We start from the raw sequence: 23,674 nt of genomic DNA, 5'->3' as shown, positions 1-23,674 counted from the left end.
GCGCCTTACGGATAGCAATCGTTAAAGTTGAATTTCTTTTGACCTCTCGCCTTACGGTTGTGCACTCATCTTATGCGGCAGGACGCCCCAGTTTCACCTGATTGCGTCCGCGCCCCTTTGCGGCATATAGCGCCTTGTCGGCCTGCGCGAGCAATGCCTCGCCAATGTCGTCGCAGTCTTTGGCCGGGTGCCGGTCAAGATCACAAAGCGCCATGCCAATGCTGGCCGTGATGGTGACGGGGGCGTGTGGGGGCGGCAGGTTGATCGCGCTGGAAGAGATCGCATCGCACACCCGCAGCGCGGCGGTTTGTGCTTGGGCCAGTGTCGGGGCAGGGGTGACGATCAGAAATTCCTCACCGCCGATCCGGGCCACCATATCCGTCTTGCGCAGACATCCGCGCAGCCGGTGCGCAACCGCGACCAGAACCGCATCCCCCGAGGCATGGCCAAATTGATCGTTGATCCGTTTGAAATGGTCCAGATCTGCAATCATCACAGCAAAGGATGTGCCATTGTCCCGTGCCCGCACGGCCATCTGCGCCAGATAGGGCATGGCATAACGCCGGTTATAGAGGCCGGTCAGCGGATCGTTGACTGCGGCTTTCAGCCCTGTGCGCACCGTGGCGCGCATTTGTTCACCGATGCGTTTGCGGCGCAGCAGGGCCTTGAGCCGCAATGACAGTTCGGCCGGATTGAACCCGGCTGTCATCAGGTCATCGGCCCCCAGATCCAGCGCCGAGGCGCCAATCTCGGCGTCGGGTTTGGTTTGCAAAACCAAAACACCGGCGTGGCGGGTCTGGGCATTGGCCCGCAAGGCGGCGATGCACCTGAGCATGGATTGCGCCGCGTCCCGTTCCCCGGGCAGGATCAGCACAAACGTATCGGGCAGGGCGCCCTTTTGCAGGGTCTGCATCAAGGTGTCAGGTGCGGTCTGTGTGATCTGTTGATTGAGGTGAGGGCGCATCTGGATGGCCCAACTGTGCGCGGTGCCGGGGCTTGCGCAGACAAACATCGTGCGGCCCTGTTCCGCGTAGGGAGTGTCATGCTCTGCCAAACCCAGCGCGCGGCTGGTGTCTTCGCGCAATTGCCATTCGGCATCGGCGTTTTGCGCCCGAAGCAGGCTGCGCACCCGCCCGAGCAGCAGCGTGTCGTCCAATGGTTTGGGCAGAACATCCTGCGCACCGGCCTTAAGCAGAGCCACCCGCGATGCAGCATCACCTGTGCCTTGCAAGGCCAAAACGCAGATCGGCCGGGTCACCGGGTTGCGGCGCATCGCCCGGCAAAGGTCAGCGGCCTCTCCGTCAGACAGGGTCATTGCACAGATCACCAGATCCGGCATGTGGATTTCGGCCATCGTCAGCGCGTTTTTCACGCAGGACGCCTGCACAACCGTATAGCATGCCGCGGCCAGCTTGACCTTCAGCACGATCCGGTTGGTGGCAATTGAATCCACGATGAGGATCTTACCCTGCACGCGGCGTCCTTTCCGACATGATTTGCATTTCCATGTCCCTGTATTTGGCCCTAATGGTTAACAAACCGTTGCGATGCCCTGAAAACCGGATCACGTTATGACACTCTCTGTTGATGCTGCTGAAACTCTGGCGCTGCGGGCTTTGGCCTGGCTGGCGGCCAATGACGACCTTATGCCGACCTTTCTGGGCAGCACGGGCGCATCGGAATCTGATCTGCGTGAACGGGCCGGCGATCCGGCCTTTCTGGGGGCGGTTTTGGATTTTCTGATGATGGATGATGCCTGGGTGATCAGCTTTTGTGACAGCGCCGCGATTCCCTACGATCAACTGATGCAAGCCCGCATGGCCCTGCCCGGCGGAGAACAGGTGAACTGGACATGACTGATATCAAAGGCCTTTTGTTCGACAAGGACGGCACCTTGTTCGATTTCGCCGCCACATGGGAAAGCTGGGCACATGCGTTCTTGTTGCGGGCCTGTGAGGGCGATCATGCCAAGGCCGGGCGCGTTGGCGCCGCCATCGGATTTGACATGCAAGAGCGTAACTTTGCCCCCGACAGCCTTGTGATTGCCAGCACCGCTGGGGAGGTCACAGAAGCCTTGCATCCGCATTTTCCGCAGATGTCGTTTGCGGCGCTTGAGGATATGCTGAACGAAGAGGCGGCCAACACCCAGCAGCAACAGGCGGTGCCGCTGATCCCGCTTTTGACCGAATTCCATCGCCGCGGTCTGGCGCTTGGGGTGGCCACCAATGATGCGGAAATGCCGGCGCGTGCACATCTGTTGCAGGCCGGTATCCTTGAGATGTTCGATTTTGTGGCCGGATTCGACAGCGGTCATGGCGGCAAGCCTGCGCCGGGGCAGATGCATGCATTTGCCGCGCAATGCGGCTTGCCCGCTGCGCAGATTGCAATGGTAGGCGACAGCACCCATGATCTGGATGCAGGACGGGCGGCTGGCATGATCTGTGTCGGGGTTTTGACAGGTCCGGCAAGCCGCGCCGATCTCGCGCCGCACGCCGATGTTGTCCTCCCCGACATCGGGTATTTGCCGGAATGGCTGGACGCCCAATAATCTGGCATTTTTGGACCGGAGATGAAAAACGACATTTGCCGTCGTGAATGGAAAGGCCGGGTGCAAGGCGATGGTGCCTTCTGAGATCAACTCAGGAGACAACGATATGACACAGCCACCCAAACGCAGAACCCGCGGCGGCGGCCGCGCAGGGGCACAAGACCGGCGCGGCAGCGCGGTGATCGAACAAATGCCGTGGAATCCGCCGGTGAATATCGACCGTCCCACCGAACCTTTGAGCCCCGAAGGGGTCGAAGCGATCCATGACGGCGCAATGCGCATTCTCGAAGAGATCGGGATTGAGTTTCTGAACCCCGAGGCGCTTGAGATTCTGCGTAAGGCGGGCTGTACGATCGATGGCGAAAATGTTCGCATGGGCCGCGACTTTGTCATGGAGTGGATCGGCAAGGCGCCGTCCGAGTTCACGCTGACACCGCGAAACGAAAAACGGAAAATCACCGTCGGCGGCAACAACCTGTTGTTTGGCAACGTGTCTTCGCCGCCAAACTATTGGGATATGTCAATTGGCAAAAAGGTGCCCGGCACCCGTGAAATGTGCCGCAACCTGCTCAAGCTGACGCAATACTTCAACTGTATCCACTTTGCCGGTGGCTATCCCGTTGAGCCGGTGGATGTGCATGCTTCCGTGCGCCACCTTGATGTGCTTTTTGACAAGCTGACGCTGACGGACAAAGTCATGCACGCCTATTCGCTGGGCGCAGAACGTGTCGAGGATGTGATGGAGATGGTGCGCATCGCGGGCGGGCTGACCCACGATGAGTTTGACGCGACCCCGCGCATGTACACCAACATCAACTCCACCTCGCCGTTGAAACACGATTTCCCAATGATGGATGGCTGGATGCGTTTGGCGCGGCGCGGCCAGGGGCTTGTTGTGACACCCTTCACCTTGGCTGGGGCGATGGCCCCGGTGACAATGTCGGGCGCCGTGGCGCAATCGCTGGCCGAGGGTCTTTGTGCGATTGTGCTGGCCCAGATCATCAACCCCGGCTGCCCCGTGGCAATCGGTACATTCACGTCTAACGTGGATATGAAATCCGGCGCACCAGCCTTTGGTACGCCTGAGTATATGCGTGCGACCCAGATGACAGGGCAATTGGCGCGGTTTTACGGGCTGCCGATGCGCTCTTCCGGGGTTTGCGCGGCGAACGTGCCGGACGGACAGGCGATGTGGGAAACTTCCAACAGCCTTTGGGCGTCTGTGCAGTCGGGCACAAATATGGTCTACCACGCGGCAGGTTGGCTCGAAGGGGGGCTGATCGCTTCGCCGGAGAAGTTCATCATGGATTGCGAAGTGTTGCAGCAGATCCAGCGCTATATGCAGCCCGAGATTTGCGCCACCGGACCGGATGAGATCGCGCTGGACGCAATCAAATCCGTGGGCAACGCTGGCCATTTCTTTGGCATCCAGCACACACAGGATCGTTATACGACCGCGTTTTATCAGCCATTCCTCAGTGACTGGAAAAACTACGAAGGCTGGGAAGCGGCGGGCGGCATCTGGACGCCGGAACGAGCGCACCACATGTTCAAGGAAATCATCACCAGCTTTGAAGAGCCGGAAATGGACATTGCGATCCGCGATGAACTGGCTGATTTCGTAGCCCGCCGGAAGGCCGAAGGCGGTGCACCGACGGATTTCTGATCCCGTGGGATTGGCGTGATACAGCCGTCCTATAGGCTTGGATCTGTAGGGCGGCTAGGTACATTTGAAGTATTCTTCCAGGCTGTTGCGCCACGCACGTTTGGCATCAAAAGGGTCGACCAATGCCGGTCCGGCTTTGTCTTTGAATGCGGCCAATCCGTGTTGGATCATGTAATGAGGGATATAGCTTGGCGGGCCGTTGCTTCGCGCATGTTCACAGATTGCTGTATGGGGCTGCGCCCCCGGCGCCATAGACCGTTCAAAGATCATGGAAAGAAACTTCTTCTTACGTTCGCTTATTTGGCTGAGTGCGTTGAGGGTCAGAACCTGCCCGGCACCATGCGCTGTTTTGTCGGTGACACGTTTGGTGTCAAAATGGGCACGCAGCCGCATGATAGCCAAGAGGGTTACTGCTGCGGCGTGTTCTTCTTTGTGGATGCAGGTTTCAAACCCCAGAACAAGGTCGGCTGGCGTAATTTCATTGCCAATGTCAGCCAAAGCCGCGCAACCGATCTTATGGGTGGGTTTGAGGTTGCCGGGTGTTTCAAAATTGGTGATGTCGGCCATTGCACCTGCGCCAAACGCTAAACCGAAGATCGTTGCGATCTGAAACAGTGAAAGGGCGCGCCGCCGCTGAATCCGCTTGTGAAGAACGGTCATATCCCTGATCGCCCTCATTTCCGCAAGGCCAGCTTGAGGTCTTCAATCGCGCCGATCTGACCGTAAGACAATGTGCCGCCCACCAGATCCATCAAAATCTCTTGCAAAATGCCCCATGAGGCATTGCCGTCGATCTTGTGCAGTCTGCGGCCAAGTCGGGTGATGGCGGGCTTCGCGCCGTCACATTGGGTGATCAACCAACGTCCAAGCATTTCCATTTCTTGCGCTTCTTCTTCGGACGTCCGCATTCGGCTGCGTAGCAGGACATGCAATTGGTCACGCTGTTCGCGGGTGGGCAGGTCGTCAAGCTCGATAAAGGCCTGTGCAATGGCACAGATTGCGATGCGGTGATCGTCGATCCCTTCGACGGGATGCGCGCCGGTCTGCCGCCGGAAGGCCAGTTTGCGCGGCGCGTTCTTGACCGTCGTGGCAACATCGCTGGCCACATGCAGCGCGTCGCGCGGGTTGTTGCGCACCCACCACCAAATCGCGCCGCCAAGGGCGCTGAGGATCAAGAGGAGGAACGGCATAGTGAGGTCTTTCTTTAGGAATTGGGAATGCTGTGCGCAGATTAACTTTTCCACAAATGGTTGCAATTAGATAATTACATGCCCGCATGTCGTGCTTCAAAATGTGTAAAACTGTGTCTGTTGGGTAGATATTAAGGGGTTTGGGTAAGGCTGTCTTGGGACGTATGGGAATGAGGCCGCCAATGCATGGGTTGTTCAACCGCAGCATCCAGAATTTTGTCTGTGACACCTACGGCTCTGCCGTGTGGGAGGCCAGCGCCCGCCATGCCAACCTCGATTTTATCGAATTTGAAGCCATGCTGGAATATGATGACGCCATCACGCCCGCAATCCTCGATGCGGTGTCCAAAACCGTAGAGCGCCCCCGTGTTGACGTGATGGAAGACATCGGCACCTATCTGGTCTCGCATCCGCGGTTCGAGGGCACCCGGCGGTTGCTACGTTTTGGCGGCGTGAATTTTGAGGATTTTCTGCATTCTCTGGACGATCTGGCGGATCGTGCGAGGTTGGCCTTGTCGGACCTGCACTTGCCCCGCATTGAACTGCGCGACCACGTAGATGGACATTTTTCACTGATCTGCGAGGCCCCCGTGGCGGGCTATGGTCATGTTATGATGGGTGTTCTGCGGGTCATGGCGGATGACTACGGGGCGCTGGCGCTGCTGGAACATACTGGCGGCGGACAAGGGATTGAGACGGTGTCAGTCACATTGGTCAAGACCGACTTTTCCGAAGGGCGGCGTTTCGACCTCGGTGCACGGGCCTCGTGATGTTGGTTTCTGCCCCGGTCTTGGATGTCTTATGCCCGATGCATCTGGTTCTCAGTGCGACGGGGCATATCATTCACGCCGGGCCAACCGCGCAAAAACTCTGCTTGAACGCCGATCTTCTTGGGCAGCGTTTCTTGGAAGTGTTTGATATCAAACGTCCCCGTGCCATCGTCTCTATGGCCGACCTGCACAAAACCCGTGATCTCAAACTACATCTGGAACTGCGAGACCCGCCGCGCACGGCGTTCAAAGGCATCATGGTGCCGGTGGGGGATGCGGGCAATCATACGGTCGTGAACCTCAGCTTTGGCATATCCATCGTGGATGGAGTGCGCGATTTTTCCCTGTCCAACGCCGATTTTGCGGCGACCGATCTGGCAATCGAAATGCTCTATCTGGTGGAGGCCAAAACCGCCGCGATGGAGGCATCACGCAAGTTGAACCTGCGCCTGCAAGGGGCCAAAATCGCGGCGGAGGAACAGGCCTTTACCGACACTTTGACCGGGCTCAAGAACCGCAGGGCGCTGGATACAGTGCTCAAACGGATGGTCAAAGGCACGGCCTGTTTTGGGGTGATGAATATTGATCTGGACTATTTCAAAGAGGTGAATGACACGCTGGGCCATGCGGCGGGGGATCATGTGTTGCAGATCGTCGCGCAGATCATGGTCAGTGAAACCCGCAAGACCGATACCGTTGCCCGTGTTGGCGGGGATGAATTCACAATCGTCCTGCCCGAAGTGCGCAATGGCAACCTGATGCGCCGGGTGGGACGGCGGATCATCGACCGTCTGGAAGAGCCGATCGCCTTCAATGGTCAGGACTGCCGGATATCGGCCAGTATTGGCACGGTCTGGATCGGGGAAGAGGATCAATCCAGCATGGAGGACGTTTTGTCCAACGCTGATGTTGCGCTTTATGCCTCCAAACATGCGGGGCGGTCGCGGCAAACGGTCTATACGCCCGCGCTGCGAAAACGGGCACCCAATATGGCCAGGGCAGAGCGACGGCAAGGTCCGGACGCTCAGTAGGTAGATTTCATTGTACACAAATTGTATGCAATGATAGATATGCCCCGACTCACCTCATTCTGAGGCAGCGGGGGACACCGTGGCATTGGCCAAGAAACATTCAAAAGAAGATGTGTTGCATCATCTGCGCCACGCAATCCTGACACAGGAATTGCAGCCGGGCGCAGATCTGGATGAGGCGCGACTGTCGGAGGAATGGCATCTGTCGCGTACACCGCTTCGAGAGGTGCTGCGCCAATTGGCGGGCGAAGGGTTTGTTGAAATCCGCGCCAACCGGGGCGCCCGAGTGGCGGAGATGAGCCACAAGACCCTTCGCGATTTTTTTCTAGCTGCACCGATGATTTACGGCGCGATCCTTAGATTGGCGGCGCAGAATGCAACCGCGCCGCAAATCGCGGATCTCAAGGCGGCGCAAACCGCCTTCAAAACGGCGTTGCGGGGCGGCGATATTGCGGCGCGGGCCTTGGCGAACAACCACTTTCATGACGTGACCGGACGGATGGCAGGCAATGTGTATCTGCTGCCCAGCTTTCAGCGCCTGCTGATTGATCATGCCCGGATCTCGATGACGTTCTTCCGCCCGCAAGACGCCGAGATGGCGGAGAATTTGAACGCGGCCAGCGATCAACACGATGCCATCATCGCCGCGATCGAGGCGGGCAATGATGATGCCGCCGCTGATCTGGCCATCGCACATTGGAACCTGTCACGGGACCGTATCGAACAATTTGTCATGCCCGCCGGGCTTGACCTGCAACTGGGAACCGGCACCGCGCCGGAGTGAGGGATAATGACACCGATTTTTCAGTTTGAGGGCATTTATACGCCCATCGTCACGCCGCTATTGCCCGATGGCAGCTTTAACCGGGACGGCCTTGCCGATCAGGTGGAGCATTTGATCGGGGCAGGGGTGCATGGCATTATCTCGGGTGGATCGACGGGGGAAAACTATGCCCAAACCGTCGAACAACGGCTGGATCTGGCGCAGTTTACAAAGGACCGGATCAAAGGGCGTCTGCCCCTGATCGTGGGCACAGGCACAATGCGCACTGAGGATTCTATCGCGCTGGCCAATGGTGCGCGGGAGATGGGCGCGGATGCGATATTGCTAGCAACGCCACCCTATGCCGTTCCGACAGAGCGGGAAAATGCCTTGAACGCTCTGGCGATTGATCGCGCTGCGAACCTGCCGGTGATGCTGTATAACTATCCAGGCCGGATGGGTGTGAACATGGGCGAGGAATTTCTGGACCGGGTTGGCCGGTCCCGAAATATCTGTGCGATCAAGGAAAGTTCGGGTGATATCAACCGCGTACACCTTCTGGCGCGGGATTATCCGCATATCCAGATGTCTTGCGGCATGGATGATCAGGCGCTGGAGTTTTTTGCATGGGGCGCGCGGTCCTGGGTCTGTGCGGGGTCAAACTTCCTGCCGGAGGAACATGTAGCGCTTTATCAGGCCTGCGCTGTTGAGGGCGATTTTGCCAAGGGACGGCGGATCATGTCAGCGATGATGCCCCTGATGCGGGTTCTCGAACAGGGCGGCAAATTTGTGCAGTGTGTGAAGCATGGCACCACGATGGCCGGGGTGAACACGGGCGGGGTGATGCCGCCTCTCAAGCCATTGAACAAAGACGATAAACGCGAATTGGATCAGGTGATCCGCGTGTTGAAATCCACTATTGCCGACATTCAGAAAGGTTAAGATCATGGGATTGCTTACAAAAGAAGAATACCGCGCGATCGCCGCCAATCTCGCCCTTCCGGCGGCGGCATTTGTGGATGGCAGCTATCGTCCGGCAGCGTCGGGCGAGACCTTTACAACGGTGAACCCGGCCACGGGAGAGCCCTTGGCCGAGATTGCCGCCTGTGGTGCAGAAGATGTTGATTTTGCCGTGTCCAAGGCCCGCGAGGCGTTTGAAGATGGCCGCTGGTCACGCTTGCATCCGTCAGAGCGTAAGGATGTCTTGATCCGTTTTGCCAAGCTGCTGACCCGCAACGCCCGCGAATTGGCTGTGATGGAAAGCATCGACAGCGGCAAGACCATCTTTGATTGCGAAACTGCAGACCTGCCAGAGACCATCACCTGCATCAAGTGGCACGCGGAAGCCATTGATAAGATGTATGATCAGGTCGCTCCGGCCAGTGACGATCACATCGCCATGGTGGTGCGTGAACCCATCGGCGTGGTGGGGCTGGTGTTGCCGTGGAACTTCCCCTTGTTGATGCTGGCATGGAAAATTGGCCCGGCGCTTGCGGCGGGTTGTTCGGTGGTGGTGAAACCGGCAGAGGAGACATCGCTCACGGCATTGCGGGTGGCGGAAATGGCGCATGAGGCGGGCGTGCCGCGCGGCGTGCTCAACATCTTGCCGGGCGGCGGCGCAGAGGTGGGCGAACCCTTGGGCCGCCACATAGATGTGGACATGGTCAGCTTCACCGGCTCGACTGTCACAGGCAAAAAGTTCCTGAGCTATGCCGCCGAAAGCAACGCCAAGGAAGTGGTGCTTGAGATGGGCGGCAAGAACCCCTGTGTGGTGATGGAGGATGCCGAAAATCTTGATGCCGTGGCCGCGCATATCGTCAACGGCGCGTTCTGGAATATGGGTGAAAACTGTTCCGCCATCAGCCGTCTGATTGTGCACCGCGATGTCAAAGAGGCGCTTCTGGACCGGATCGAAGCCCATGCGCGGGAATGGCCTTTGGGCGATCCGCTTGATCCTGAAACGCGGCTCGGGTCGATGGTCTCCAAGGCACATTTTGATAAGGTTTCCGGCTATTTGGATGGGGCTCCTAAAGCAGTGATCGGCGGCGGTACGCAGGGCGGTGCTTTTGTCGAGGCAACGGTTCTTGAGGTGCCAAGCAACACCCATACCCTTGCGCGGGATGAAATCTTTGGCCCGGTCCTGAGCGTGATTGCGGTCAGCAGCTTTGAAGAGGCCATCGCGGCGGCCAATGACACCGACTATGGCCTCTGCGCGTCGATCTTCACCGCCAATGGCAAACGTGCGTTGCGCGGCGCACGGATGCTGCGGGCTGGCACTGTCACGGTCAACAGCTATGGCGAAGGGGACATTTCCACCCCCTTTGGCGGGTTCAAACAATCGGGTTTTGGCGGGCGGGACAATTCCGTGCATGCCCATGATCAATATACCCAGCTCAAAACAATCTGGATTGATCTGTCCGATGACAGCGACGCCGAGGTGTCCTGATGCGGGTTGGGTTTATCGGAACAGGTGAGATCACCGCCGCTATGGTGCGCGGCCTTGCGGGGCGCGGGCATCAGATTATGGTGTCAGAGCGTAATGCGCAGGTTGCGGCGCAATTGGCCGCTGAGGTTGAGGGGGTATCCGTTGCCGCCAATGTCGATGTGGTGGCGGGGTCGGACGTAGTGTTTCTGTGCCTGATGGCGGATGTGGCGCGGCAGATTTTGCCAGACCTGCCGTTTCGGGCCGAACAAGCGGTGATTTCGGTGATGGTGGATGTCAGCCATGACGCCCTGCAAAAGCTGTGCGCGCCAGCGACCGACATCGCGATGACCATTCCCCTGTCGGCGATCAGCACGGGCGGTTCGATGTTGCCGGTCTATCCGGCCTCCGTTGCATTGACCGCGCTCTTTGGGGACAGCGACCGTGTGTTTGAGGTCGCCAGCGAGGCCGCGTTGAACGCGCATTTTGCGGGCAGTGCGCTGTCTGCGCCGTTGATCGCGCTGATGCAAACCGGGGCGCAATGGCTGGGCAATCAGACGGGTGATCAAAAGGCGGCTGAGGATTATGTCGCGGGTGTCTTTGCTGGGTTCCTGCGGCAAATGGCGACAAGTGGTGCGGATTTTGATGTGTTGTTAAAAGGGCTTGCCACCGAAGGTGGGCTGAATGCCAGCCTCAAGGCGCATGTGCAGAACGCCGGAGCGCATGATGCATTGCTGTCCGGGTTGGAGGCCCTCAAGCCGCGGCTCGGTCTGTGACCGCCTACCGCGCCAAACGCGCGCCGCAGTTTGATACACCTGCGGCTTGGGCGGAAATTCTTGGTCCATACCCCGAAACTGCGCCATTTGTGGGGACCGAAACCGCAGACGTGGTGGTGATCGGCGCAGGCTTTGCGGGCCTGTCGGCGGCACGGCGATTGCGGCAGTTGGATAAAGAGCTGAGTATTGTTGTGCTGGATGGGTTGCGGATTGCCGAAGGCAGTGCAGGGCGCAATTCTGGCTTTATGATTGACCTGCCGCATGATCTGGCCTCGGACGATTATGCAGGGGCGGGGGATGATGCGGCTTTGATCGCGCTCAATCGGCAGGCGATTGCCTTTGCCGCCGATGCGGTGGCGCATTATGGGATCAATCCGGCCTATGCCGATCCAGCGGGCAAGGTAAACGGTGCCGCCACCGCCAAGGGCGAGGCACATAATACCAGCTATGCACAGCATCTGTCGTCCTTGGGCGAGGCGAGCGAGGCATTGGACGCCCAGCACATGCAAGAGCTCACGGGCAGCACCCACTACAGGTCGGGTTTGTTCACGCCCGGTACCATGACCCTCCAACCTGCGGGCTATATTCGTGGCCTGGCGCAGGGTTTGCGCCGCGAGGATGTGCAGATTTACGAAGGCTCCGCCGTGACAGGGTTTGCCCGTCAGGGCAGTGACTGGTCCGTGACCACCGCGCAGGGCCAGATCACCACACCGCGCATCATTCTGGCCAACAACGGCCATCTGGAAAGCTTTGGCATCGCCAAGGGGCAGTTGATGCAGTTGTTTCTATACGCCTCCATGACGCCCGATCTGGATGCAGAAGCGCTGGCCCGCTTGGGCGGTGCGCCGCGTTGGGGCATCACGCCGTCCGATCCAATGGGCACAACCATGCGGCGGATCGATACTGCGCAGGGGGGCAATCGGATCATCACGCGGACCTGCGCAACCTTGCGCCCCGGTATGATGGCAACGCCCCGCGATGTGGCGCGAGCCGCGCAAGTCCACCGCGAAAAATTCGACAGCCGGTTTGCCCAGTTGGCCGGTTTACCGATGCAATACGCTTGGGCTGGGCATCTGTGCCTGACGCTCAACGGGGTTAGCTTAACAGACGAGATTGAGACTGGGGTCTATGCCGCCTGTGCCCAAAACGGGCTTGGCACGGCGCGTGGTACCTTGACGGGGATCGCCGCCGCCGAGGCTGCGCTGGGGCAGTCATCGGAGATCACCGCCCATTTCAAAGCCGAAGCTGCACCCAAGCCCTTGCCACCACAACCTTTTGCCACCTGGGGCGCAAATGCATACCTGCGCTGGAAAGAACATCGCGCGGGCGCAGAATAGTAGACCCGGCGCTGCCGCTGGCGTATCACGCGCCTATGAAAAGCCCGATCCACCTGATGCGCCGCGCCCTGCACAAAATGCGCGAACGCCGCCGCCGCCAGCAATTTGCACGCTCCCTGCGGCATCTGCATGGGCCTGCACAATTGAACGCCGGTGCCGATGAGGTGGTGCTGATCGCGCTTGTGCGCAACGGCAGCTATTATCTGGACGCGTTCTTTGCCCATTACCGCGCCATGGGCATCCGGCATTTTGTGTTTATCGACAATGGATCAACCGACGACACGCTGACCCGGATCGCCGCCGAACCGGGCACGATTATTGACCAAAGCGCCTTGCCTCTGGCCGGTTTCGAAGACCTGATCCGCCAATATCCTGCCAACACCTATGGGCAAAACCGTTGGTGTCTTTATGTGGATATGGACGAGATTTTTGATTTTGAGGGGCGCGAAAGCTTGGGCATGGACGGGCTGATTGCCTATCTCAACGGGCAGGGGGCCACCGCAATGGTGGCACAGATGCTTGAGATGTTTCCCAAAGCGCCGCTGCGCGAGGTGGCGCATTTGCCTTACGCGCAAGTGCTTGAGGAGTTTAGCTATTTCGATATCAGCACTGTGGACAAATATGATTACCACAGCACCGATATCCCGTTTTCAGAGCTGCTCAAGGACAACACAAACCCGAACCGAGATATTCAGTTCTGTTTTGGTGGGGTGCGCGGCAAGGTCTTTGGCGAGGCCTGTTGTCTGACCAAACATCCGCTGATCTTTAACGGCCCGGATGTAACGCCCGCACCGCATCCACATTTGTCGATGGGAGTGACCTGCGCCGACATCACCGGGGTGATCAAACACTACAAATTTGCCAACGATCCCGGTGCGCGGGATGTGGCATCGTTGGGCGCTGGGGATGTGGCGCACGGAGAAGACGCCCGCCGCGCCGCAGTGATGCGCAATGTGCCGGATGTGACGTTGTTTTCACTTGATGCGCGGCCCTGGAACCGGGTTGAATTGTTGATCCGGGCAGGGTTCGTGGTCGGCTCCAAGGCGTTCTCGGAATATCTGTCAAAGGCCACGCGATGACGGTCGCGGCGGTTGTCATCGGGCGCAATGAAGGGGCGCGGCTGATTGCCTGCCTTGCGGCGCTTGAGGGGCAGGTGGATCAGGTGATCTATGTGGATTCCGGGTCGACCGATGGGTCTGCTGAGGCGGCGCAAAGCCGGGGCGCGCTGGTGGTTGCATTGGATATGACGCAGCCATTCACCGCAGCCCGTGCGCGAAACGCCGGATTGGAAAAGGTCGCGGAGGGCGTTGAATTTGTTCAGTTCCTTGACGGGGATTGCGCCCTGCGAAAAGGTTGGATCGACACCGCCCGCAGCTTTTTGGAGGGCCATCCCGATGTGGCCGTTGTCTGCGGGCGGCGGCGCGAACGGTTTCCGGACGCTTCTGTCTACAACCGGTTGATTGACCGCGAATGGGACACGCCCGTGGGGCAGGCCTTGGCCTGCGGCGGGGATGCCTTGATGCGGGTTGCGCCGCTGCGGGATCTGGGCGGCTATCGTGACAGCCTGATCGCGGGGGAGGAGCCAGAGCTTTGTGTGCGTCTGCGCCAAGCGGGCTGGCAGATCTGGCGGCTTGATGCAGAGATGACATGGCATGACGCCGAGATCACACGCCTCAGCCAATGGTGGAAACGCAGCCAGCGGGCGGGCCATGCCTTTGCCGAGGGGGCGGCATTGCACGGTGCGCCACCGGAACGGCATTGGGTCGCTGAGAGCCGCCGCGCGTTGATCTGGGGCGCCGTGTTGCCCCTGTCGATCTTGCTTTTGGCTTTGTTGATCAGCCCCTGGGCGCTTTTGTTGCTGGGGATCTACCCTTTGCAAATCCTGCGACTGTCCCGGCACGGCGGGCTGGCATGGGCGGCTCTGACGACCTTCTCAAAATTTGCCGAAGGTTTGGGCGTGGTACAATATCACCTGCGCCGGATGTCCGGGCGCAAGTCTGAGATCATTGAATACAAGTAACTACTAGCGCTGGCGCAGCGCGTCGATCATCAGCCCCGGCAGAATCGCAAAACACTTGGCATAGCGCGGGATCATCCGTCGCGGGCTTTGCAATGCCCGCCAAAGCCATTCCATCGCAACCATGCGCATAATCTTGGGCGCACGCACCTGATGGCCTGAGAAAAAATCCAGCCCCGCACCGATAGAGGCAAAACCGACATCGGGCGCGATCTCGCGGCCCCGTGCGGCAAAAATCTCCTGCTTGGGGGCGCCAAGGGCGATAAAACATAAGCCTGCGCCACTGCTAGCCAAATCCCGGAGAATTGCATCAGCAGCGGCGCCTTGGGGGTCAAACCCATAGGGCGGAGCATGGATGAAGGACACTTCAAGGCCCGGCACACGGGACTTGAGCGCCTCCGCCGCGCCCGACAGCGCTTCATCGCTGCTGCCGACAAGGGCGATGGACCGGCCCGTTTCTACACAAAGCGCACAAAGCGGCAGGATCATGTCGGACCCCGGCATCAGCTCAACCGGTTGCTGCGCCAATTTGGACATCCAGACCACGGGCCGGCCATCGGCGACCACCAGATCATGTGCGCGGTAGGCGGCGAGAAACGCAGGTTCCTCCGGCAGTTTGGTGAGGTGATCGAGGTTCAACGTGGCCAGCGCGAATCCGGTTTTTTCTTTTAGGTGACTGCGCACAGTCTGAAACAATGCGGGGCGCGTCGGCACATTGACCTCAATCTGATGGGGATCTTTGCCAAATTTCATGTGGCGCGGCCCTCGGGACGGTCTGCAAACGAAACGTGATGTGGCGCGGATGTGGTGAATTTAAATAATTTAATCATGCGGTTACCTGTATTGTGGTGACGCATTGCGCCACCGTGAAAAGAATCTATCGGGATGACAGGCGTCAGGCCAGATGATAATTTCCCCCAAAGCCACCACGCCATAGGACCAACATGCCAAACGGTTTTGCATATCTGATGCTGTTGATCTGGCCGCTGGTCTGTCTGTGGCTGTTCCGAAAGATGCCGCTGCAACGGGCGTTGATCTGGTCCATTCTGGGCGGCTATCTGTTCTTGCCACCGCTGGCGGAATTCAACCTGCCGCTGGTGCCCTCGATGGACAAAGTGTCTATTCCGAACCTCAGCGTTGTCTTGATCTTGATGTTTTCCCTCAAGGAAAAGCTGCATATCTGGCCGCAGGGCTGGATCGGGCGGGTGTTGGTGGCGGGGCTGGTCCTGTCGGCCATTCCGACAGTGATGACCAACCGTGATCCGATCTTGTTCGAAGTGCTGCGCGATGCCGATCCGATCATTTTCCTGGTGGATCAACTGCCCGGACAGTCGGTGCGCGACGTCGGGGCTGTGGTGCTCTCGCAGGTACTCACGCTGGTGCCGTTCCTGCTGGCGCGGCAATATCTTGCGGATGAAAAGGGGCTGCATGAGGTGTTGCTGGCCTTTATGGTGGGCGGTCTGATTTATTCGATCCCGTCACTGTTTGAAATTCAGTTCAGCCCGGTGACAAACATCTGGATTTACGGGTTTTTTCAGCATTCCTTTGAACAGATGATCCGCGATGGGGGGTATCGGCCGATCGTATTTTTGCCCCATGGCCTGTGGCTGGCGATATTTGTGGTGACCAGTCTGATTGCGGCTGCTGCTTTGGTGCGCAACGGCCCGGCAGAAAAGCGGTTCAAGGGCTATCTGATTGTTGGCTATCTGGCGGTTCTGCTGGTGCTGTGCAAAAGCCTTGCGTCCTTTGCCTATGGCGTGGCGCTGACCCCTGTTGCGCTGTTCATACCAAGCCGTTGGCAGATCCGGCTGGCGGTGTTTTTTGCTGTTGTGGCTGTGGGCTATCCGATGCTGCGCAACCTGGATGTTGTTCCGACAGAGGCCATTCTGGCCCAAGCTGCCGAGATCAGTGATGAGCGCGCGCAATCTCTGGCTTACAGGTTTAACAACGAGGACCAACTGCTTGTTCGGGCGGCGGAAAAACCGGCTTTTGGTTGGGGCGGTTGGGGCCGTTCCTTGGTCCGCCACAGCGAGACAGGCGATATTCTGACCGTTCCTGATGGTCGCTGGATCATTGTTTTCGGCACTTTTGGCTGGGTCGGATACATCTGTGAATTTGGTCTTTTGGCGCTGCCGTTGTTGATGATGGGGCTCTATGTTTCAAGGCGGCGCCCGCAAACGATCTCTCTATTTGTGGCGCCGCTTTGCCTGATCTTGGGGGTTACGTTGATGGACATGCTGCTCAACGCGACCCTGACACCGCTCACCTGGCTGACCGCTGGCGCGATCATGGGACACGCCGAAAAGCTGTTTGCCGGGGTCTCACATCCGCCGCGCTATCAGATGCGCGACACGGTCTTTGACAAAACAAGGCAAAATCAAGGCAAACGCACCGTTTTATGAGCAAATTGGCCTTATTTGGCGATTTGATCCGGCACATTTGGCCAAAATTGTTTCGCCTGCGTCAATAATGACCGCCCCTTTTTGCCTTTATTATGGTAGCTTTAGGTGGGCAACGCCTTGTTATTAAGGGAAACCTGTTGAAAACCACGGATATTCGGGGAAAAGCCCTGAAATCTTCCCAATTTCTCCAAGTTCCACAGGCATATATTCCTTAATTACTCAGACGGGTGAAGTCCGTCCTGGGGCAGGCAACGGGAATATTGAACGAATGGATACCACCAAGGGCCGCTCGATTTCAGGCGAAGATATTGCAATTGTTGGCATGGCTGTGAACGTGCCGGGTGCAGAAGGTGTGGATGCCTATTGGGCAAATCTGCGCGATGGCGTTGAATCCATTCGCCGGTTGAGCGAGCAAGATCTGCTGGACGCTGGCGAAAGCCCCGAAAACATCGCCCGCAAGAATTACGTGCCCGCCGCCGCTGTGCTGGAGGGGTTTGATACATTTGATGCGGAGTTCTTTGGCTTTTCCCCCAAAGATGCCGCGATCCTTGATCCGCAACATCGCAAATTCCTTGAAGTGGCCTGGCAGTCGATGGAACAGGCCGGTCATCCGCCCGAAACCATGGCGGGCCCCATTGGTGTTTATGCAGGCTGCGGGATGGGCAGCTATTTCTATTTCAACATCTGTTCCAACCCGGATCTGGTGGATGACGTGGGCATGTTCCTGCTGCGCCATACCGGCAATGACAAAGATTTCCTGTCGACCCGTGTCAGCCATGTGTTTGACCTGAAGGGGCCGTCGATCAACATGCAAACGGCCTGTTCGACCTCCCTTGTGGCGATCCACTATGCCTGTCAGGCGCTCAGAGCGGGCGAAATTGACATGGCGCTGGCGGGCGGTGTGACCATCGAACTGCCGCAGGGGCGTGGCTATGAGTTCAAGGAAAATGAAATCCTGTCACCGGACGGGCATTGCCATGCTTTTGATCACCGGGCGCAGGGCACCGTGTTTGGTTCTGGTGCAGGGGCCGTGGCCTTGCGGCGCCTCTCGGACGCGATTGCCGATGGCGATCATATCTGGGGTGTGATCAAAGGATCTGCGGTCAACAACGATGGCGCGGCCAAAGCGGGCTACTTGGCCCCATCTGTCGACGGGCAAACCGACGCCATCGTCAAGGCCTTGGATGATGCAGGCGTTGCGGCGCAAAGCATTGGCATGGTCGAATGTCATGGCACTGGCACCTATTTGGGCGATCCGATTGAGGTTGCTGCGCTGACCGAAGCCTATCGCAAGACGACCACCGATACGGATTTCTGCCGGATCGGATCTGTGAAAACCAACATTGGCCATCTGGATACAGCGGCGGGCGTCGCGGGGTTTGTGAAATCTACACTTGCCTTGCACCACAAACAGATGCCGCCATCGCTCGGCTATGAGGCGCCCAATCCGGCGATCCCGTTTGAGGGCAGTCCGTTTTCGGTGAACGACACATTGCGCGACTGGCCCCAAGGCATCGCGCCGCGCCGTGCGGCGATCAATGCGCTGGGCGTGGGCGGCACCAATGCCCATGCGATCGTCGAAGAAGCCCCCGCACGCGCCCCGTCTGAGGAAAGCGATTGGCCGTTCCACGTGCTGTGCGTGTCCGGGCGCAGCAAATCCGCGCTGGATGCAAACACCGCCGCGCTGGCCGCACATATGCGGGCGCATCCCGAACAACCTTTGGCCGATGTGGCCTTTACCCTCAAAAACGGGCGGCGCGGCTTTGAAAAGCGGCGCGTTGTGGTGGCCGAAACCCATGAGGAGGCCGCGGCCTTGCTTGAGGGCGGCGATACCCGCCGTGTATTCACTCATGATCTGCTGGGCGATGCGCCCGAGGTTGTGTTCATGTTCCCCGGCGGCGGGGCGCAGTATCCGGGCATGGCGCGCGATCTCTATGAAACAGAGCCGGTCTTTGCCGATTGGATGGATCGCGGCTTGGCCCATCTTCAGCCGCAGCTGGCCTATGACATCCGGGCGCTTTGGTTGCCCGAAGCTGATCAGATGGACGCAGCCGCAGAACGGCTCAAGCAGCCCTCCGTGCAACTGCCGCTGATTGCGATCACCGAATATGCGCTGGCACAGCTTTGGATCAGCTGGGGTGTGACGCCCGCTGCGATGGTGGGCCATTCGATGGGTGAAAACGTCGCCGCCTGCCTTGCCGGTGTGATGAGCTTTGAAAACCTGATTGATCTGGTGCTTTTGCGGGGCCAGTTGTTTGATGAGGTGCCCGCAGGTGGCATGATCAGCATCTCCGCACCGCTCAGCGCGATTGAACCGCTTTTGGGGGGCGATCTGGATATCGCTTCGGTCAATGCGCCTGAACTGATTGCCGTGTCTGGCCCGCAATCCGCGCTGGACGCGATGCAGGTCCGTCTGGCCGACGCAGGGCTGGAATACCAGCGGATCGCCATCGACATCGCAGCGCACAGCCGCATGTTGGAACCTATTCTGGACCGTTATCGTGCATTCCTTGCCGGGCTTGAGCTGCAAGCGCCGCAGATGCCGTTTATGTCCAACCGCACGGGCCAAGAGATCACGGTGGATGAGGCGACCAACCCCGATTATTGGGTTGGGCAGCTGCGCAACACGGTGAACTTTGCCGACTGCATTGCCACACTGAGCGCCCCGCGCGATCGTGTGTACCTTGAGGTCGGACCGGGCAAGGCTTTGTCCGCGCTGGCGCAGATGAGCGATGGGGTCAAACCCGCACAGGCGTTCTCAACCCTGCGCCATCCCGATCAGGATATCGCGGATGATATGTATTTCATGTCCGTTATCGGACGGCTTTGGGCTTGCGGCGTTGAGGCCGATTGGGCGCAAATCTGGGGTGAGGCGCGGCGCAACCGTGTGGTGCTGCCGACCTATGCTTTCCAGCGCAGCCGATACTTTATCGAGCCGGGCACTGCGGCCGTTGCCGCGCCCGCCAGCGCCTTGGTGCGGCAGGATGATATGGCCACTTGGGGCGCTGTGCCCACATGGCGGCCGCGTTTTGCCAATGCCGACATTGACGCGATCACCGATCTGGCCGCGACACCGCTGTCCTGGCTGATCTTTGCGGATGGTGATGGGCTGGCCGCGCCGGTGATGACGCGCCTTCGCGATGCAGGTCACAGGGTGATCGCCGTGCGGGCAGGGGATGCCTTCGCCCGTCAGGATGAGAACACCTATACGCTGGCGGCAGAGCAGGGACGCCGGGAATATGACCTGTTGATTGCCGATCTTGCCGAGCGCGGGCTGATGCCGGACCGGATCGCACATTTCTGGTTGACCGATGATCACGTCGCGCCGCGCCCCGGCAGCAGCACCTTTGACCGCAATCTTGAACAAGGCTTCTGGAGCCTGACATGGCTTGCCCAATCTCTGACCGAAGCGGGCCACGATGCGCCGCTGCATCTGAGTGTCTTTACCACAGGTGCGGCGCAGCTGAAGGATGAGGCATTGGCCCATCCTGAAAAGGCGCTGATTGCCGGTCCTGTCGGTGTGTTCCCCCGTGAAATGCCGGGTGTGACCTGTGCCCAGATCGATATCGAAGAACATGCGGCGCCTGCGCCGGCAAAGCGGGGTTGGTTTGCGCCAGCTGCGCCATCCGAACCCGATATTGCGGATGATCTGACGGATCGCCTGCTGGAAGACTTGATGGCCGTGCCTGCAAATGTGGTGGCTGCCTATCGCGGTGCAAAACGGTTTGAACAAGGCTTCAAACCCGCGCCATTGAACGCCACCGATGATGTCGTCTTTGAGGAGGGCGGTGTCTATCTGATCACAGGCGGGTTTGGCGGTATTGGCCAGACGCTGGCCGCAGATATCTTGTCGCGGCAGTCTGCGACAGTGGTTCTGCTGGGCCGCGACCCCTTGCCGGATCGTCAGGCGTGGAATGGCTACCTTGCCCGTCACGGCACGGCAGACCGCACCGCACGGCGGATGCGCAGTGTGATTGAACTTGAGACACTCGCCGCCGCCAAAGGCGGGCTGGTCGAGGTCGCCGGGGCCGACGTGGCCAATCTGGCGCAGATGCGCCGGGTGATTGAAGATTTGCAAAACCGCCATGGCCGGATCAACGGCGTTGTTCATGCGGCTGGTGCGCTCGACGATGGGCCGATGTTGGGTAAAACGGACGCGCAGATGGATGCGGTTCTGTCGCCCAAGGTGCAGGGCTTGCGGGTTATTGATCAGCTGTTGCCTGATGGCGATCTGGATTGCCTGATCCTGTTTTCTTCCACCAGCACGGCGACCCGGTCTGCCGGTCAGGTGGATTATGTCGCAGCGAATGCCTGGCTCAACGCCTATGCCGCCGCCCGCAGTGGCGGCGCGACCCGCGTGATGGCGATCAACTGGGGCATCTGGGCCGATGTCGGCATGGCCACCAACAGCCTGAGCGGCGGCGCCAGTGATGTGCTGCCCGCCCGCCCGATCAATGCGGCGCTGTTGCAGACCATGGGGTCCGACGTGGCGGGTGATCCGGTTTTGTCCGCGCAGATCAGCAGCGCACATTGGCTGCTGGATCAACACCGCACCAAGGATGGTCAGGCGATCATGCCAGGCACCGGCTATATTGAGCTTTTGGCCGAAGCTGCCACAGCCAAGGGGTTGACCCAAGGCTTTGAAATTCGGGATCTCTATTTCCTGCGGGCGATGCCGGTCGAGGACGAAACGCCGCGCGACTTGCAGATCAACCTAAGCGCAGATGGGGCAGGCTTTGCCGCCGAACTGCGCAGCGATTGCACCTTGAACGACAAATCCGGCTGGCAGCTTCATGCGCAGGCGCAAATTGCGGCGGTCAGCGGTCCACAGCCAGAAGCCTTCGATCTTGAGGCGGCAATTGGCCGCTGTGCCCAGATCAATGCTGCGCCAGAGGGCGGGCGTTTGATTTCACCGCAAGAGGGGCATCTTGACTTTGGGCCGCGCTGGCATGTGCTGCGCGAAACCGCGGTTGGCACGGATGAAGGGATCGCCAAATTGGCCTTGCCAGATGCCTGCCGTGATGATCTGGCTGAGGGCCACCTGTTGCACGCCGGTTTGTTGGACCTTGCCACCGGCTGGGCGATTGATCTGGTGCCAAGCTATGATGCCAGCCACCTTTGGGTGCCGGTGTCCTATGGTGCGATCACTGTCCATGGGCCGCTGCCCGCAGAGATTTATTCCCATATTACACTGTCGAAAACGGCGGCGGGTGATGGCTTTGCCAGCTTTGATGTGACGATCTGTGATGCGGATGGCCGGGTTTTGGTCAGGGTCGAGAATTTCGCGATGAAACGGCTTGAGGGCGGCTTTGCCGCTGCGCCGCTGGACCCGAGCGAGGTGCGTTTTGATGATGCTGATGCGGATCAAGACAGCCTGACACCGGCAGAAGAACGTCTGGCCTATATGGTCTCCCAAGGCATTCGCGCCGCTGAGGGGCCAGAGGCATTGCGCCGAGCAATTGCGCTGGGCCGGTCGCAGGTGATTGTATCCTCACTGCCGCTGGATGGTCTGATCGCGCAAGTGGATCAGCCGCCACAGGGGACCAGCACGAGCGGGCAAAGCTTTGAACGCCCTGATCTGGACGGTTCTTTTGTCGCGCCGCGCAATGGCATCGAAGAACGGCTTGCTGCGATCTGGGAAAATCTGCTGGGCGTCAGCCCGGTAGGGGTCGAAGACAGCTTCTTTGATCTGGGCGGGCATTCGTTGATCGCTGTGCGCCTGTTTGCCAGTGTTAAACGCGAGTTTGCGGTCGAGTTCCCGATTTCGGTTCTGTTTGAGGCCCCGACCATCGCCAAATGTGCGGCGCTGATTGCGGTGCAAACCTGTGATGCGGGCGATGTTTCGGGCGCTGCGGATATCGGCGCTGCACCGGTGGTCGACACCTTTGACTATCTCGTGCCACTGAACCAATGCGACCAAAAGGATGCCGCGCCTCTGTTTGTGGTGGCGGGGATGTTTGGCAATGTGTTGAACCTGCGCCATCTGGCCTTGCCATTCAGCAAGGAACGCCGGGTGATGGGCATTCAGGCACGTGGATTGATTGGCGACACGCCGCCCCACACCGATGTGGGCGAGGCGGCGCGAGACTATCTGGCCGAGGTGCGCCGCGTGCAGCCGCATGGGCCGTACTTGCTGGCGGGGTACTCCGGCGGCGGGATCACCGCCTATGAAATGGCGCAACAATTGCGCAGCGCGGGCGAGGAGGTTGCTGTTTTGGCGATGCTTGATACGCCATTGCCGGTGCGGCCATCGCTGTCGCGTCCTGATAAGGCACTGATCAAATTGGCAGAGCTGCGCCGCAAAGGTCCGCAATACCTTGTAGAATGGGCGCAAAACCGTCTGGCCTGGGAAAAGACCCGCCGCGCGGGTGCGCAAGCAGATGCGGGCGATGGCAACGGGTCCGAGTTCAACAACCTCAAGATACAGCAGGCCTTCCTGACCGCTGTCGGGGCTTATGACACACCCAAATGGGATGGCCCGATGACCCTGTTTCGGCCACCGCTCGATTTGCATTGGCGGGTGACCAAGGGCCGGTTCGTCAGCGCGGAACGCGAATATGTGTTCGAGGACAACGATTGGCGCGGCTATGTGCCAAACCTTGAGGTGATCGAAGTGCCCGGCGATCACGAATCCATGGTGCTTGCGCCCTTTGTGACCGTGTTGGCGCAAGAGCTGCGAGAAGTGATCAGCGGCGCCCTTGAGCCCGATCCAGAAGACAGCAACTGGCCCCGTGCCACGGCGGCGGAGTGAG

At 59.2% G+C, this 23,674-nt stretch carries 18 protein-coding genes; 14 read left to right on the top strand and 4 right to left on the bottom strand.

Annotation, left to right across the window (positions count from 1 at the left end):
• Positions 1 to 70: 70 nt before the first annotated feature.
• Positions 71 to 1,474 (bottom strand): diguanylate cyclase domain-containing protein, encoded by a 1,404-nt coding sequence (locus C8N31_RS13480; protein ID WP_025047631.1) that lies wholly within the window; start codon positions 1,472 to 1,474, stop codon positions 71 to 73.
• Positions 1,475 to 1,571: 97 nt separating this feature from the next.
• Between C8N31_RS13480 and C8N31_RS13475 the strand changes: the two genes are divergently transcribed.
• From C8N31_RS13475 to C8N31_RS13465, 3 genes are all read left to right on the top strand, one after another.
• Positions 1,572 to 1,856 (top strand): DUF3572 domain-containing protein, encoded by a 285-nt coding sequence (locus C8N31_RS13475; RefSeq protein ID WP_025047630.1) that lies wholly within the window; start codon positions 1,572 to 1,574, stop codon positions 1,854 to 1,856.
• Entirely contained in the window at positions 1,853 to 2,548 is a 696-nt protein-coding gene (locus C8N31_RS13470; protein WP_025047629.1) for an HAD family hydrolase, read from the top strand. The genes C8N31_RS13475 and C8N31_RS13470 overlap by 4 nt, the downstream gene beginning before the upstream one ends.
• A gap of 106 nt (positions 2,549 to 2,654) precedes the next feature.
• Positions 2,655 to 4,214 carry a trimethylamine methyltransferase family protein gene (locus C8N31_RS13465; protein ID WP_025047628.1) on the top strand — a complete coding sequence of 520 codons (1,560 nt, stop codon included), beginning with the start codon at positions 2,655 to 2,657 and terminating at the stop codon, positions 4,212 to 4,214.
• A 54-nt stretch (positions 4,215 to 4,268) separates the two neighbouring features.
• On the opposite strand, the gene C8N31_RS13460 is transcribed toward C8N31_RS13465, so the two are convergent.
• Positions 4,269 to 4,874 carry a hypothetical protein gene (locus tag C8N31_RS13460; RefSeq protein WP_107992383.1) on the bottom strand — a complete coding sequence of 202 codons (606 nt, stop codon included), beginning with the start codon at positions 4,872 to 4,874 and terminating at the stop codon, positions 4,269 to 4,271.
• A 14-nt stretch (positions 4,875 to 4,888) separates the two neighbouring features.
• Positions 4,889 to 5,404 (bottom strand): hypothetical protein, encoded by a 516-nt coding sequence (locus C8N31_RS13455; RefSeq protein ID WP_025047626.1) that lies wholly within the window; start codon positions 5,402 to 5,404, stop codon positions 4,889 to 4,891.
• Between the two features lie 182 nt (positions 5,405 to 5,586).
• Here C8N31_RS13455 and C8N31_RS13450 point away from each other — a divergent pair, with 182 nt between their 5' ends.
• The 9 genes from C8N31_RS13450 (at position 5,587) to C8N31_RS13410 (ending at position 14,523) form a co-directional block, all read left to right on the top strand.
• On the top strand, positions 5,587 to 6,174 hold the full coding sequence (locus C8N31_RS13450) for a heme NO-binding domain-containing protein (protein WP_025047625.1): 588 nt from the start codon (positions 5,587 to 5,589) through the stop codon (positions 6,172 to 6,174).
• Complete coding sequence (locus tag C8N31_RS13445) at positions 6,174 to 7,205, top strand: GGDEF domain-containing protein (RefSeq protein ID WP_025047624.1); 1,032 nt, start codon at positions 6,174 to 6,176, stop codon at positions 7,203 to 7,205. Before C8N31_RS13450 ends, C8N31_RS13445 begins: the two co-directional genes overlap by 1 nt.
• Before the next feature lie 79 nt (positions 7,206 to 7,284).
• Positions 7,285 to 7,989: a GntR family transcriptional regulator gene (locus C8N31_RS13440; RefSeq protein ID WP_231476747.1), complete on the top strand. Its 705-nt coding sequence runs from the start codon at positions 7,285 to 7,287 to the stop codon at positions 7,987 to 7,989.
• Positions 7,990 to 7,995: 6 nt separating this feature from the next.
• Complete coding sequence (locus tag C8N31_RS13435; protein WP_025047622.1) at positions 7,996 to 8,910, top strand: dihydrodipicolinate synthase family protein; 915 nt, start codon at positions 7,996 to 7,998, stop codon at positions 8,908 to 8,910.
• A 4-nt stretch (positions 8,911 to 8,914) separates the two neighbouring features.
• Positions 8,915 to 10,414 (top strand): aldehyde dehydrogenase, encoded by a 1,500-nt coding sequence (locus C8N31_RS13430; RefSeq protein WP_025047621.1) that lies wholly within the window; start codon positions 8,915 to 8,917, stop codon positions 10,412 to 10,414.
• Positions 10,414 to 11,166 (top strand): NAD(P)-binding domain-containing protein, encoded by a 753-nt coding sequence (locus tag C8N31_RS13425; RefSeq protein ID WP_107992382.1) that lies wholly within the window; start codon positions 10,414 to 10,416, stop codon positions 11,164 to 11,166. The genes C8N31_RS13430 and C8N31_RS13425 overlap by 1 nt, the downstream gene beginning before the upstream one ends.
• On the top strand, positions 11,163 to 12,503 hold the full coding sequence (locus C8N31_RS13420; RefSeq protein ID WP_025047619.1) for an NAD(P)/FAD-dependent oxidoreductase: 1,341 nt from the start codon (positions 11,163 to 11,165) through the stop codon (positions 12,501 to 12,503). The genes C8N31_RS13425 and C8N31_RS13420 overlap by 4 nt, the downstream gene beginning before the upstream one ends.
• A gap of 35 nt (positions 12,504 to 12,538) precedes the next feature.
• Positions 12,539 to 13,582, top strand: coding sequence for a glycosyltransferase family 2 protein (locus C8N31_RS13415; RefSeq protein ID WP_025047618.1), 1,044 nt, complete (start codon positions 12,539 to 12,541; stop codon positions 13,580 to 13,582).
• Entirely contained in the window at positions 13,579 to 14,523 is a 945-nt protein-coding gene (locus tag C8N31_RS13410; RefSeq protein WP_037918162.1) for a glycosyltransferase family 2 protein, read from the top strand. Before C8N31_RS13415 ends, C8N31_RS13410 begins: the two co-directional genes overlap by 4 nt.
• A 3-nt stretch (positions 14,524 to 14,526) precedes the next feature.
• Here C8N31_RS13410 and C8N31_RS13405 read toward each other — a convergent pair whose 3' ends face one another.
• The gene (locus C8N31_RS13405; RefSeq protein ID WP_107992381.1) at positions 14,527 to 15,273 is read right to left on the bottom strand and encodes a WecB/TagA/CpsF family glycosyltransferase; all 747 of its coding nucleotides are present in this window, start codon (positions 15,271 to 15,273) and stop codon (positions 14,527 to 14,529) included.
• 191 nt (positions 15,274 to 15,464) lie between these two features.
• Between C8N31_RS13405 and C8N31_RS13400 the strand changes: the two genes are divergently transcribed.
• Positions 15,465 to 16,922 (top strand): membrane protein, encoded by a 1,458-nt coding sequence (locus C8N31_RS13400; RefSeq protein WP_025050042.1) that lies wholly within the window; start codon positions 15,465 to 15,467, stop codon positions 16,920 to 16,922.
• 268 nt (positions 16,923 to 17,190) lie between these two features.
• On the top strand, positions 17,191 to 23,673 hold the full coding sequence (locus C8N31_RS13395; protein WP_025050041.1) for a type I polyketide synthase: 6,483 nt from the start codon (positions 17,191 to 17,193) through the stop codon (positions 23,671 to 23,673).
• Position 23,674 lies beyond the last annotated feature (1 nt).

The organism is Sulfitobacter mediterraneus (assembly GCF_003054325.1).
Taxonomy (GTDB): domain Bacteria; phylum Pseudomonadota; class Alphaproteobacteria; order Rhodobacterales; family Rhodobacteraceae; genus Sulfitobacter; species Sulfitobacter mediterraneus.
Note: the sequence above shows the minus strand (reverse complement) of the source record. Positions and strands in the feature narration are given on the sequence as shown.